16 protein-coding genes are annotated in these 11,653 nt (G+C 72.5%); 5 read left to right on the top strand and 11 right to left on the bottom strand.

The window, feature by feature from the left end; all coding sequences use genetic code 11:
* Positions 1-37: 37 nt before the first annotated feature.
* Both LFA75_RS05970 and LFA75_RS05965 read right to left on the bottom strand, forming a co-directional pair.
* Positions 38-916 carry a cytochrome c oxidase assembly protein gene (locus tag LFA75_RS05970; protein ID WP_225232769.1) on the bottom strand — a complete coding sequence of 293 codons (879 nt, stop codon included), beginning with the start codon at positions 914-916 and terminating at the stop codon, positions 38-40.
* A 66-nt stretch (positions 917-982) separates the two neighbouring features.
* Positions 983-1,786, bottom strand: coding sequence for a polysaccharide deacetylase family protein (locus tag LFA75_RS05965; protein ID WP_225232768.1), 804 nt, complete (start codon positions 1,784-1,786; stop codon positions 983-985).
* Positions 1,787-1,825: 39 nt separating this feature from the next.
* Here LFA75_RS05965 and LFA75_RS05960 point away from each other — a divergent pair, with 39 nt between their 5' ends.
* The 4 genes from LFA75_RS05960 (at position 1,826) to LFA75_RS05945 (ending at position 2,838) form a co-directional block, all read left to right on the top strand.
* Complete coding sequence (locus LFA75_RS05960; RefSeq protein ID WP_225232767.1) at positions 1,826-1,990, top strand: hypothetical protein; 165 nt, start codon at positions 1,826-1,828, stop codon at positions 1,988-1,990.
* Positions 1,991-2,011: 21 nt separating this feature from the next.
* Positions 2,012-2,212, top strand: a complete 201-nt coding sequence (locus LFA75_RS05955) for a hypothetical protein (protein ID WP_225232766.1) — start codon at positions 2,012-2,014, stop codon at positions 2,210-2,212.
* Between the two features lie 66 nt (positions 2,213-2,278).
* Complete coding sequence (locus tag LFA75_RS05950; RefSeq protein WP_225232765.1) at positions 2,279-2,476, top strand: type II toxin-antitoxin system VapB family antitoxin; 198 nt, start codon at positions 2,279-2,281, stop codon at positions 2,474-2,476.
* Positions 2,473-2,838, top strand: coding sequence for a type II toxin-antitoxin system VapC family toxin (locus LFA75_RS05945; protein ID WP_225232764.1), 366 nt, complete (start codon positions 2,473-2,475; stop codon positions 2,836-2,838). The genes LFA75_RS05950 and LFA75_RS05945 overlap by 4 nt, the downstream gene beginning before the upstream one ends.
* Positions 2,839-2,845: 7 nt before the next feature.
* Here the strand turns inward: LFA75_RS05945 and LFA75_RS05940 are convergent, their stop codons facing one another.
* From LFA75_RS05940 to dhaK, 4 genes are read right to left on the bottom strand one after another with little or no spacing between them, the layout of a single operon-like run.
* Positions 2,846-3,799 carry a DUF808 domain-containing protein gene (locus LFA75_RS05940; protein WP_225232763.1) on the bottom strand — a complete coding sequence of 318 codons (954 nt, stop codon included), beginning with the start codon at positions 3,797-3,799 and terminating at the stop codon, positions 2,846-2,848.
* A gap of 52 nt (positions 3,800-3,851) precedes the next feature.
* Entirely contained in the window at positions 3,852-4,259 is a 408-nt protein-coding gene (gene dhaM, locus LFA75_RS05935; protein ID WP_225232762.1) for a dihydroxyacetone kinase phosphoryl donor subunit DhaM, read from the bottom strand.
* Positions 4,256-4,846: a dihydroxyacetone kinase subunit DhaL gene (dhaL, locus tag LFA75_RS05930; RefSeq protein WP_225232761.1), complete on the bottom strand. Its 591-nt coding sequence runs from the start codon at positions 4,844-4,846 to the stop codon at positions 4,256-4,258. The genes dhaM and dhaL overlap by 4 nt, the downstream gene beginning before the upstream one ends.
* Positions 4,843-5,838 (bottom strand): dihydroxyacetone kinase subunit DhaK, encoded by a 996-nt coding sequence (gene dhaK / locus LFA75_RS05925; protein ID WP_225232760.1) that lies wholly within the window; start codon positions 5,836-5,838, stop codon positions 4,843-4,845. Before dhaK ends, dhaL begins: the two co-directional genes overlap by 4 nt.
* 145 nt (positions 5,839-5,983) lie before the next feature.
* Here dhaK and LFA75_RS05920 point away from each other — a divergent pair, with 145 nt between their 5' ends.
* Positions 5,984-6,208, top strand: a complete 225-nt coding sequence (locus LFA75_RS05920) for a hypothetical protein (protein ID WP_225232759.1) — start codon at positions 5,984-5,986, stop codon at positions 6,206-6,208.
* Between the two features lie 25 nt (positions 6,209-6,233).
* Here LFA75_RS05920 and LFA75_RS05915 read toward each other — a convergent pair whose 3' ends face one another.
* From LFA75_RS05915 to LFA75_RS05895, 5 genes are all read right to left on the bottom strand, one after another.
* Entirely contained in the window at positions 6,234-6,623 is a 390-nt protein-coding gene (locus tag LFA75_RS05915) for a GNAT family N-acetyltransferase (protein ID WP_225232758.1), read from the bottom strand.
* Positions 6,624-6,697: 74 nt separating this feature from the next.
* Entirely contained in the window at positions 6,698-8,044 is a 1,347-nt protein-coding gene (gabT, locus tag LFA75_RS05910) for a 4-aminobutyrate--2-oxoglutarate transaminase (protein WP_225232757.1), read from the bottom strand.
* Positions 8,045-8,186: 142 nt separating this feature from the next.
* On the bottom strand, positions 8,187-8,942 hold the full coding sequence (locus LFA75_RS05905) for a succinate dehydrogenase/fumarate reductase iron-sulfur subunit (protein WP_225232756.1): 756 nt from the start codon (positions 8,940-8,942) through the stop codon (positions 8,187-8,189).
* The gene (locus LFA75_RS05900; protein WP_225232755.1) at positions 8,942-10,888 is read right to left on the bottom strand and encodes a fumarate reductase/succinate dehydrogenase flavoprotein subunit; all 1,947 of its coding nucleotides are present in this window, start codon (positions 10,886-10,888) and stop codon (positions 8,942-8,944) included. Before LFA75_RS05900 ends, LFA75_RS05905 begins: the two co-directional genes overlap by 1 nt.
* 13 nt (positions 10,889-10,901) lie before the next feature.
* Entirely contained in the window at positions 10,902-11,639 is a 738-nt protein-coding gene (locus LFA75_RS05895; RefSeq protein ID WP_225232754.1) for a succinate dehydrogenase cytochrome b subunit, read from the bottom strand.
* Positions 11,640-11,653: the final 14 nt, after the last annotated feature.

The following is an 11,653-nucleotide window of genomic DNA, read 5'->3' as shown; positions in this document are numbered from 1 at the left end:
ACCGCGAGGCCCGCCGACGCGGAGACCGTCCCCGTCGTCACGGGTCCCCGGTGGAGGTTTCCACCCCCCTGACCGTCGGGCCCGGGCCGGCCGGCGCGCGGTAGTGGTCCCGCAGGGCCGGGTCGGAGAGCCACCAGGGCGTCGTCGTCGCGTCCGGGTCGTCCCGGTCGGCGCGGTCGAGCACGGCGTCGACCTGCCGGGCCTCGACCCGCTCGACCCGGATCCACTGCAGCACGGTGAGCGCCAGGAACGGCAGGTCCAGGCACTCGGCGACCGTCCAGAGGAGGGCCCCGGCGTGCTGCTGGTCGACCAGCCACCCTGGTCGGCCCACGCCGAACCAGGGGATCGTCAGGTGCGTCTCCAGGCGGAGCACGATGCCGGGCACGGCGTCCAGCAGCAGCTCCACCACGCCGACCGACAGCGCGGCGCCGACGGCGAGCGAGGTGCGGGCGTCCTCGCGGTCGACCAGCGGCAGCGCGATCAGCGCCCCCAGCGCGAGGAGGGCCACGTGCAGCACCCAGCCCGCGTGCTGGTGCGGCACGACGAGCCGTCCGAGCCCGCCGAAGTACAGCGCCCCGGCGGTCAGCGGCACGTAGAGCGGGCCGACCGCGGGGTGGCCGGCGACCCGCAGAACCCGAGACCCGAGCACCCGCACCAGCACCGACCGCGGGCCGTGCGCGGCCCGGGCCAGCGCGACCGGCTGGGCGGCCACCAGCAGCGCCGGGACGACGAGCAGCAGGAGCAGCCACTGCAGGGTCCACACCCACATCAGCTGCTGGGCCCGGGCCTCCGGGAACCCGCAGCTGACCCACACCCCGAGCAGCACCCCGCCGCCCAGCGCGGCGTCCCGGAGCGGGGGCCACGGCTGCCCGGCCGCGTGCAGCCGCCACCTGGCCCGGACGACGAGGACCACCACCCCGGCCAGGACGGCGACGACGAGCCAGTCCGGTCGCCACTGGGTGACCGGGTGCGAGGCGCCGGGTCAGCCGGTGGGCCGCACGAAGACGTCGTCCAGGGTGACGGTGGTCAGGCCGCGGTCGGCGATGATCTGGGTCAGCTGCGGGAAGACCGTCGTCACCGGGGTGAAGTTGAGGTGGCCGATGACGATGTGCTGCGGCAGGAACCACTGGTCGGCGAAGCCGACGACCTGGTCGGGCGTGAGCAGCCCGGAGTCCGACAGCGAGCCGTACCAGAGCACCGGGCAGGTGTAGCCGATCTCGGCGGCCGCCGCGTCGGTCGAGGCGTCCCGGTAGCCGTAGGGCGGCCGGTAGTAGGGCCGCATGTCGACCCCGTAGGTGCTCAGCACGAAGTCGTGGTTGCGCTGCAGCTCGTCCTGCACCCCGGCCGCGGACAGCGAGGTGAGGTCGGCGTGGCTCCAGGTGTGGTTGCCCAGCTGGATCCGGCCGTCCGCGACCAGGGGGCGCAGCAGGTCGGCGTTCTCGGTCCAGGCCGGCTTGCTCCCGTTGAGGAAGAAGGTCAGCCGGGTGCCGGTGTCCCGGCCGAACTCGGTGTAGGCGCGCACCACCGAGCTGTCGTCGCCGTCGTCCACGGTCCAGGCCAGCAGCGACCCGTCGCCGGGGAGCTCGGTGAGCCGCCCGGGCGGGATCGGCACCCTGGTCAGCTGCGGCGCCGGGAAGGACGGCGCCGGCGGGGTGGTGGGTGGCGGCGTCGTGGGCGGCGGGGGAGTCGTGGTCGTGCTGCTCGGCGCCGCGGACGGCGTCGACCCGCAACCGGTCAGCGCGGCCCCACCCGCCAGGGTGAGGGCCAGGAAGCGACGTCGGTCCACGGTGTCGAGGTTACGGTCCGACCTGCCGATACCCACGGCATGACGACGACGGTCTGCGACGCGCTGCACCAGCTCGGCACCTCGGCGGGCACCCTCTCCGCCGACCGCTCCGACGGCGACCTGTTCACCGCCGCGGGGTGGCTGAGCACGGCGATCACCGAGGCGCTGGAGGCCCGGTTCGCCGACGCGCTGGTGCCCGCCTGACCCGGTCGTAGGGTCCTGGTCGTGCCGAACGTGTTCACCGACTACGCGCAGACCCACTGGGTGCCGATCAACGACGACATGGTCACCGTGCAGACCGTCGACGCGGCCGGCCGGCGCGAGACGCATGTGCTCTCGGTGCCCGACGCCCTGGCCCAGTTCAAGGTGAAGTACCCGTTCGTCGACGACGCCCAGGCCGCGGAGCTCTTCGCCCGCGGCGGCTGACCTTGACCGCCGACATCATCGAGCGCATCATCTGGTGCAGTTTCTGATGATGCGAAGGAGGCGGTCGTGCGGACGACGGTGACCCTGGACGACGACCTGGTGGCGCGGGCGCAGGAGCTCTCCGGGGTGTCCGAGCGTTCGGCGCTGCTGCGTGAGTCCCTGGAGCTGCTGGTCCGGATCGAGAGCGGGCGGCGACTGGCGGCTCTCGGCGGTTCCGATCCCCATGCGCAGGCAGGACCCCGCCGGCGACCCGACGAGCCGTGATCCTGGTCGACACGTCGATCTGGATCGACCACCTGCACGCCTCGGAGCCCGCGCTCGTCGACGCACTCGCCGCCGACGAGGTCGGACACCACCCGCTCGTCGCCGAGGAACTGGCGATGGGTCGGCTGGAGCGACGTACGGACGTCCTGCGGGCGCTGCGGCAGCTGCGCCCGTTCCCGCAGCTGTCGCACCAGGAGTTCACCTCGTTCGTCGAGGCCGAGCGGCTGTGGGGCCGAGGACTCGGTCCGGTCGACGCCCACCTGCTCGGCTCGGTCCGGCTGGTGCCCGGGTCGGTGCTGTGGTCTCGGGACCGCAGGCTGGTGGCCGCCGCCCGGGACCTGGGGCAGGCCGTCCGGGACTGACCGGAGGTCAGTGCGCGGCGGCCTTCCCGCCGCGCTTGGGGACGACGTGCAGCACGGCCACCACGACCGCGCCCACCACGACCCCGACCACCGCGGACAGCGCCGTGTTGGTCAGCCACCCCAGCACCCCGCCCAGCGCCCCGGTGGCGTCGTGCACGGCCACCTCGACGTGGTGCACCAGGTCGTAGGGCCAGGCCCAGCCCAGCTCCTCGGCGCCGACCAGCAGGATGTGCCCGCCGACCCACAGCATCGCGGCGATCCCGACGGTGGCCAGCGTCGCCAGCACGATGGGCATGGCCTTGACCAGCCCGCGACCGAACGCGGCGACCGCGGTGGACTTCTTCGCGGCCAGCGCGATGCCGGCGTCGTCCATCTTCACGATCAGCGCGACCACGCCGTAGACCAGCGCGGTGATCAGCAGCGCGACGACGACCAGGATGATCGCCCGGGAGACGAACGGCTCGTCCTCGACCTCGTTGAGCGCGATCACCATGATCTCGGCGGACAGGATGAAGTCGGTCCGCACCGCCCCGGCGACGACCGTCTTCTCCCGCTCCGCCGGGTCGACGTCGGTCTCCTCGGCGGCGGCCTCCTCCGGGTGGTGGCCGGAGAACTTCTCCCACAGCTTCTCCGCCCCCTCGTAGCAGAGGTAGGTGCCGCCCAGCATGAGGATCGGGGTGAGCAGGAACGGCAGGAACTGGCTCAGCAGCAGGATCGCCGGGAGGATGATCAGCAGCTTGTTGCGGATCGAGCCCTTGGCGATCCGGCCGATGATCGACAGCTCGCGGGCGGGCTCCAGGCCCTGGACGTAGCGCGGGGTGACCGCGGTGTCGTCGACCACGACGCCGGCGGCCTTGACCCCGGCCCGGCCGGCCGCGGCGCCGATGTCGTCCAGCGACGCGGCGGACAACCGGACGAGCGCGGCGACGTCGTCGAACAGGGCGAACAGGCCGCTGGCCATCAGAGGGTCCCGGGGGCGCTCAGCGAGGTCACAGCCTTCAGGCTAGGACATCTCACCGGAGCTGCGCCTCCTTCGGCGCCAACCCGCGGGCCGCCTCGGCGGCGACCTGGTCCCGGCCGGCGCCCCCGGCGGCGACGACCACGGCGCCCACCAGCCCCTCGACCAGCGGTGCGGCCGACAGCAGCACCCGCTCGCGCACCTCGTCGTCCAGCAGCTCCAGCGCGGTCTCCGCCGACAGCACCGCACTGCCCAGGTCCATGAGGACGACGACGCCCTCGCCGGAGTCCGCCGCCGTGATCGCCTCGGACACCGCGACCGCGTCGGTGCCCAGCGAGCCGTCGTCCATCCCGGCGGCGACCTCGATCGCGAGCTCCCGGCCGGGCAGCATCTGCCGGGCCAGCTCGACCGCGGCGTCGGCCAGCGCCCGGCTGTGCGAGACCACGACCACCCCCACGCTCACGACAGCGTCTCCGCGGCCGCCTGCAGCAGGTACGCCGTCGAGGTGGCGCCCGGGTCGGCGTGCCCGGCGCTGCGCTCGCCCAGGTAGCTGGCCCGACCCTTGCGGGCGACCAACGGCACGGTGGCGTCCCGGCCGTCCGCGGCTGCCTGCGCGGCCTCGGCGACCGACCCGCCGGCGTCCAGGACGTCGCAGGCCGGGCCCAGCGCGTCGACCATCGTCTTATCGCCCGGCTCGGCCTTGCCCCGGGCGAGCACGCCGTCGAACCCGGCCCGCAGCGCGGGCGCGAAGCCCTCGCCGACCGCGCCGGCCATCCGGAGGAACAGCGTCCCGTACAGCGGCCCGCTGGCCCCGCCGACCTTGCTGACCAGCGTCGCGCCGGTCTTCTTCAGCAGGGCCGCCGGGTCGTCCGGGGGAGCCTCGGTCAGCGCGGCCACGACGGCGGTCATCCCGCGGTCCATGTTCGAGCCGTGGTCGGCGTCCCCGATGGCGGAGTCCAGCGCGGTGAGCTCGTCCCGGTGCTCGTGCACCAGCTCGGCGAACCGGGTGATCCAGGCGGTGAGCTGCTCGGTGGTGGGCGCGTCGCTCATGCGCCCCACCGGAGCCCGGGGGTGTCGACCGGCGCGTCCCACAGCCGCAGCAGCTCGTCGTCGGCCTGCAGCAGGGTGACCGAGCAGCCGGCCATCTCCAGGCTGGTCATGTACGGACCGACCAGCGAGCGGGCGATGCCGATGCCGGACTTCTCCAGGATCGCCGCGACCTCGGCGTAGACCACGTACAGCTCGATCAGCGGGGTGCCGCCCAGGCCGTTGACGAAGCAGATGACGCCGTCGGAGAAGGTGTGGTCGGCCAGGATCGGCTCCACCAGCATGGCGGCGACGTCGCGCGCCGGGGCGATCGGCACGCGCCGGCGGCCGGGCTCGCCGTGGATGCCGATGCCGATCTCCATCTCGCCCTCGGGCAGCTCGAAGGTCGGCTTGCCCGCGGCCGGCACGGTGCACGAGGTCAGCGCCATGCCCATGCTGCGGCCGGAGTCGTCGATCCGGCGGGCCAGGTCGGCGACCGCGGCCAGTGGCCGGCCCTCCTCGGCGGCGGCACCGACGATCTTCTCCAGCAGCACCGTCGTCCCGACCCCGCGCCGCCCGGCGGTGTAGAGGCTGTCCTGCACAGCGACGTCGTCGTCCACGACGACGGTGACCACCTCGGTGCCGGACTCCGCGGCGACGAGCTCGGCGGCCATCTCGAAGTTCATGACGTCGCCGGTGTAGTTCTTCACGATGTGCAGCACGCCGGCGCCGCCGTCGACGCCCTGGGTGGCCGCGACCATCTGGTCGGGCACCGGGGAGGTGAACACCTCGCCGGCGCAGGCGGCGTCGAGCATGCCGGGGCCGACGAACCCGCCGTGCATGGGCTCGTGCCCGGCGCCGCCGCCGGAGACCAGGCCGACCTTGCCCTGCACGGGTGCATCACCCCGGAACACGACGCGGTTCTCGTGGTCGACGCGGAGCCGGGGGTGGGCGGCCGCCATGCCCCGGAGGGCGTCGGCGACCACGTCGGCAGGGTCGTTGATGAGCTTCTTCACGGGGCTTCCTGACCTCGGGGGGAGGGGCGGGTGCACCCGCAGGCTAGGACCGTCCCGGGGAGGGCACAACGCGCAGGGGACTGCGCTAGGTTCGCCGCGACCCGCGCCCACCCGGGTGCGGTCTCCCGAGACCGTGGAGGACACCGTGGCAGTCGAGGTCGTGCTGGACAAGGCGCTGGACAAGGCATACGAGGGCAAGCCGCTGGGCGAGATCCTGGACGCACCCGTGGCGGCGCTGGCCGGGGTGAGCGACGGCGACGCCGCCAAGCTCAAGGAGGCGTTCGGCATCGTGACCGTGCGCGACCTGGGCACGAACAAGTACTTCGCCGTGGCGGGCGTGCTGGCCGCGATGGAGAAGCACGCGGGCTGAGCGACCGTCGCGCTGCCCGGTCGGGTCAGCCCCGGCCGGGCAGCGCGCGCACCCAGGTCCGCCAGGTGCGCGGCGGGTGCCACCGGCTGACCGTCGTGCCCGGTGCGACGACGAAGCCGCACCGCTCGTAGAGGGCGATGGCCGCCGCGTTGTCGTCGAAGACCCGGGCCTCCAGCACGACGGCGCCCTGCCCGGCCGCCCAGTCCGCGACTTCCTCGACCAGCGCGGCGCCGACCCCCTGGCCCCGTGCGGACGGCGACACCCACATCGAGCGCAGCTCGGCCCGGTCGGGGGCGGCCACCGCACCGCCGACGAGGCCGAGCGGGTGCGCCACGAACCAGGGGCCGGCGGCCAGCAGCTCCCGCCACCGGTCCGCCGGCCACCCGCGCTCGACTCCGAGCGAGGAGGCGAACACCGCCGGGTCCGCGCCCAGGGCGCGGAGCCGGACGTCCCGGAGCAGGGCCCAGTCGGGCCCGTCGAGCCGGCGGATCAGTGCTCGGTCACCTGCTCGAACGCCGCCTCGAGGACGTCGAGGGCCTCGTCGAGCAGGTCGTGCCCGATGACCAGCGGCGGCAGGAAGCGCAGCACGTTGCCGTAGGAGCCGGCGGTCAGCACGATGACGCCCTGCGCGTGGCAGGCCTTGGCCACCGCGCCCGCCAGGGCGGCATCGGGCTCGGTGGTGCCCGGCCGGACCAGCTCCAGGGCGATCATCGCCCCGCGGCCCCGGACGTCCCCGATCGCCGGGAACCGCTCGGCGAGGGCGCGCAGCCGGGGCAGCATGCGCTCGCCGATCGCCCGTGCGGCGCCGTTGAGGTCCTCGGCCCGCATGGTCTCGATCGAGCCCAGCGCCGCGGCGCAGGCCACCGGGTTGCCGCCGTAGGTGCCGCCGAGGCCGCCGGGGTGCACGGCGTCCATGATCTCCGCGCGGCCGGTCACCGCGGCCAGCGGCAGCCCGCCGGCCATGCCCTTCGCCGTCGTCACCAGGTCCGGGACGACGCCCTCGGCGTCGCAGCCGAACCACTCGCCGGTGCGGCAGAAGCCGGACTGGATCTCGTCGGCGATGAACACGACGCCGTTCGCGGTGCACCACTCGCTGATCGCGGTGAGGAAGCCGGGGGCCGGCTCGATGAACCCGCCCTCGCCCTGCACCGGCTCGATGAGCACGGCGGCGGTGTTGCCCGCGCCGACCTGGACCTCGATCTGGGAGATCGCCCGGGCGGCGGCGTCGGCACCGGACAGGCCGTCGCGGAAGGGGTAGCTCATCGGCACCCGGTAGACCTCGCCGGCGAAGGGCCCGAAGCGGTGCTTGTACGGCATGTTCTTCGCGGTCAGCGCCATCGTGAGGTTGGTGCGGCCGTGGTAGGCGTGGTCGAAGACGACGACGCCCTGCCGGCCGGTGGCGTGCCGGGCGATCTTCACCGCGTTCTCCACGGCCTCCGAGCCGGAGTTGAACAGCGCGCTCTTCTTGGCGTGCGTGCCGGGGGTGAGCTCGGCGAGCGCCTCGCAGACGGCCACGTAGCCCTCGTAGGGCGTCACCATGAAGCAGGTGTGGGTGAAGTCGGCGACCTGGGCCTGCACGGCCTCGACCACCCGGGGCGCGGCGTTGCCGACGCTGACCACGGCGATGCCCGAGCCGAGGTCGATGAGGGTGTTGCCGTCGACGTCCTCGACCACGCCGCCGCCGGCGCGGGACACGAAGACCGGCAGCGTGGTGCCGACGCCGGCCGAGACCGTGGCGTTGCGCCGGGCCATCAGCTCCTGCGAGCGGGGGCCGGGGATCTCGGTGACCAGGTGCCGGCGCTGCTGCAGCGCGGTCTGGTCGAGCAGGTCGGTCATCGCAGAACCCCTCACGTCGTCGGTGGCCCCATGGTGGCACCGATGGCCACCGTTTGGGGAATCCGTCGTCAGATCGCCCCCGGACGACGGAAAAGGGCGGTGGACCCGGAGGTCCACCGCCCTTTCACCCGCGAGGGGTCGATCAGCTCGTCGGCACCGCCCCGGCGCGCAGGGCGCCGAGCAGGTCGTGGTTCAGCCGCGAGATGGTCTCCATCGAGATGCCCTTGGGGCACACGGCCGAGCACTCACCGATGTTGGTGCAGCCACCGAAGTCCTCGGCGTCCTGCTGGGCGACCATGCGGACGACCCGGCTGTCCCGCTCGGGCTGGCCCTGGGGGAGCAGTCCGAGGTGGGTCACCTTGGCGGCGGTGAAGAGCATGGCCGAGCCGTTGGGGCAGGCCGCCACGCAGGCACCGCAGCCGATGCAGGTCGCCGCGTCGAAGGCGGCGTCGGCATCGACCTTGGGCACCGGGGTGGCGTGCGCCTCGGGCGCGGTGCCGGTCGGGGCCGAGATGAACCCGCCGGCGGAGATGATCCGGTCGAAGGCGGACCGGTCGACGACGAGGTCCTTGACGACCGGGAAGCCCCCGGAGCGCCACGGCTCGATGTCGATGGTGTCGCCGTCGGAGAACGACCGCATGTGGAGCTGGCACGTGGTGGTCTGCTCCGGGCCGTGCGCGATGCCGTTGATCATCAGGCCGCAGCTGCCGCAGATGCCCTCGCGGCAGTCGTGGTCGAAGGCCACCGGGTCCTCACCGGAGAGGATCAACTGCTCGTTGAGCACGTCGAGCATCTCCAGGAAGGACATGTCCGGGGACACGTCGGTCAGGTGGTAGTTGGCCATCTTCCCCTTGACGGCGGGGGAGGGCTGGCGCCAGACCCTCAGGGTCAGCTGCATCACTTGTAACTCCGCTGTGCGAGGTGGACGTACTCGTACTCGAGGGCTTCCTTGTGCAGGATCGGGGGCTCCCCCTCCGGGGTCCACCCCCATGCCGCGACGTAGGCGAAGTTCTCGTCGTCGCGCAGCGCCTCGCCCTCGGGGGTCTGGCTCTCGGCCCGGAAGTGACCGCCGCAGCTCTCCTCGCGGTGGAGCGCGTCGATGCACATCAGCTCGGCCAGGTCGATGAAGTCGGCGACCCGGGCCGCGTGCTCGAGGTTCTGGTTGAAGTCGGTCGCGGTGCCCGCGACCTTGACGTCGGTCCAGAACTCCTTGCGGATCTCGGGGATCCGGTCAAGGGCCTTGCGGAGACTCTCCGCGGTGCGCTCCATGCCGCAGTAGTCCCAGACCAGCTTGCCCAGCTCGCGGTGGAACGAGGCCACCGTGCGGGTGCCGTTGATCGACAGGAACTTCTCGACCTGGGCGTGCACGCCGGCCTCGGCCTCGACGATCGCCGGGTGGTCGGCGGGCACCTTCTCGAACGGACCGGCCGACAGGTAGTCGGTGATCGTGTTCGGCAGCACGAAGTAGCCGTCGGACAGGCCCTGCATGAGGGCGCTGGCGCCGAGCCGGTTCGCGCCGTGGTCGGAGAAGTTGGCCTCGCCGATCACGAACAGGCCGGGGATCGTCGACTGCAGGTCGTAGTCGACCCACAGACCACCCATCGTGTAGTGCACGGCCGGGTAGATCCGCATGCCGGACTCGTAGGGGTCCTCCCCGGTGATCCGGGCGTACATGTCGAAGAGGTTGCCGTACTTGGCCTCGACGGCCTTGCGGCCCAGGCGCTGGATCGCGTCGGTGAAGTCCAGGTACACGCCCAGCCCGCCGGGGCCCACGCCGTAGCCCTCGTCGCACACGTTCTTCGCCTGCCGGGAGGCGATGTCGCGGGGCACCAGGTTGCCGAACGCGGGGTACTTGCGCTCCAGGTAGTAGTCGCGCTCGTCCTCGGGGATCTCGTGGGCAGGACGGCTGTCGCCGCGCTCCTTGGGCACCCACACGCGGCCGTCGTTGCGCAGCGACTCCGACATCAGGGTCAGCTTCGACTGGTAGTCACCCGACACCGGGATGCAGGTGGGGTGGATCTGCGTGTAGCAGGGGTTGGCGAACAGCGCGCCCCGCTTGTGCGCCCGCCAGATCGCCGTGGTGTTCGAGCCCTTGGCGTTCGTGGACAGGTAGTAGACGTTGGAGTACCCGCCGGTGCCCAGCACCACGGCGTCGGCCAGGTGCGTGGTGACCTCGCCGGTGACCAGGTCCCGGACGACGATGCCGCGGGCCTTGCCGTCGACGACGACCAGGTCGAGCATCTCGGTGCGCGAGTGCGTCTCGATGCTGCCGGCCGCCACCTGCCGCTCGAAGGCCTGGTAGGCCCCGATCAGCAGCTGCTGGCCCGTCTGGCCGCGGGCGTAGAAGGTGCGCGAGACCTGGGCACCGCCGAAGGAGCGGTTGTCCAGCAGGCCGCCGTACTCGCGGGCGAAGGGCACGCCCTGGGCCACGCACTGGTCGATGATCTGGGTGCTGATCTCGGCCAGGCGGTGGACGTTGTCCTCGCGCGAGCGGAAGTCGCCGCCCTTGACCGTGTCGTAGAACAGCCGGTGCACGCTGTCGCCGTCGTTGCGGTAGTTCTTGGCGGCGTTGATCCCGCCCTGCGCGGCGATGGAGTGCGCGCGCCGGGGGCTGTCCTGGAACCAGAAGGACTTCACGTGGTAGCCGGCCTCGGCCAGCGTCGCGGCGGCCGCGCCACCGGCGAGGCCGGTGCCGACCACGATGATCGTCAGCTTGCGGCGGTTGGCCGGGTTGACCAGCTTGCCGCGGAACTTGCGCTCGCTCCAGCGCTCCCCGATGGGGACGTCGCGCGGGGCCTTGGTGTCGGCGATCGGGTCGCCTTCGAGGAACAGCTCGAGTGCCATGGCGGTGCTCCTGTCAGTCGATGATGCCGAAGAGGACGGAGAACGGGATGAGCAGGTACCCACCGATCAGCACCACCGCGAAGGCGGTGGCGAAGACGTTGAGGGCCCGCTCGCGCCGCTTGTTGCTGTGCCCCAGGCTCTGGGTGGCCGACCACACGCCGTGCCGGATGTGGAAGCCCAGCACGATCAGCGCGACGGCGTACCAGATGACCACGACGGGGTTCTGGAACCCCTCGACCAGGCGGCCGTAGGGCAGCGAGTCGCGGCCGGCCGGGTTCACCGCACCGAGGGTCAGGTCCAGGATGTGCCACACGATGAACAGGAAGAGGATGATCCCGCCCCAGCGCATGGTCCGGGACGCGTAGCTCTGCTGCACGCGCTTCTTGGTCACGTAGCCGATCGGGCGGGCCCGCTTGGCCTGGCGCCACAGCGACACCGCGGCCCAGATGTGCGTCGCGATCGCGACGAGCAGGACCACCCGGATGATCGTCAGCACGGTCAGCCGCGGCAGGATCGGTTCCCCGAGCTCGCGGAGGAACTCGGAGTAGTTGTTGAAGGTCTCCGCCCCGGCGAAGGCCTTGAGGTTCCCCACCATGTGCGCGATGAGGTAGAGGACGAAGATGATGCCGGTCACGGCCATCGTCGCCTTCTTGAAGACCGACGAGCTGAACCGCCCGGTCTTCGGCTGCCGCCTCGGCCCGGGGTTGGCCCCGGCCGATTGTCCTGCCTGCTGCGTCGTCACTGTCGCCACGGGCCCACGGTACG

The sequence above is a fragment of the Klenkia terrae genome, from assembly GCF_900491935.1.
In the GTDB taxonomy this organism is placed as follows: Bacteria; Actinomycetota; Actinomycetes; order Mycobacteriales; family Geodermatophilaceae; genus Klenkia; species Klenkia terrae.
This window is presented reverse-complemented; position numbering and strand designations above follow the sequence as displayed.

Bases quoted from the DNA above. Each gene is read 5' to 3' on its own strand.
- LFA75_RS05940 (WP_225232763.1), bottom strand. From the start codon at position 3,799: ATGGCCAGCGGCCTGTTCGCCCTGTTCGACGACGTCGCCGCGCTCGTC.
- LFA75_RS05960 (WP_225232767.1), top strand. From the start codon at position 1,826: ATGACGACGACGGTCTGCGACGCGCTGCACCAGCTCGGCACCTCGGCG.
- gabT (WP_225232757.1), bottom strand. From the start codon at position 8,044: ATGACCGACCTGCTCGACCAGACCGCGCTGCAGCAGCGCCGGCACCTG.
- LFA75_RS05905 (WP_225232756.1), bottom strand. From the start codon at position 8,942: ATGCAGCTGACCCTGAGGGTCTGGCGCCAGCCCTCCCCCGCCGTCAAG.
- dhaL (WP_225232761.1), bottom strand. From the start codon at position 4,846: ATGAGCGACGCGCCCACCACCGAGCAGCTCACCGCCTGGATCACCCGG.
- LFA75_RS05900 (WP_225232755.1), bottom strand. From the start codon at position 10,888: ATGGCACTCGAGCTGTTCCTCGAAGGCGACCCGATCGCCGACACCAAG.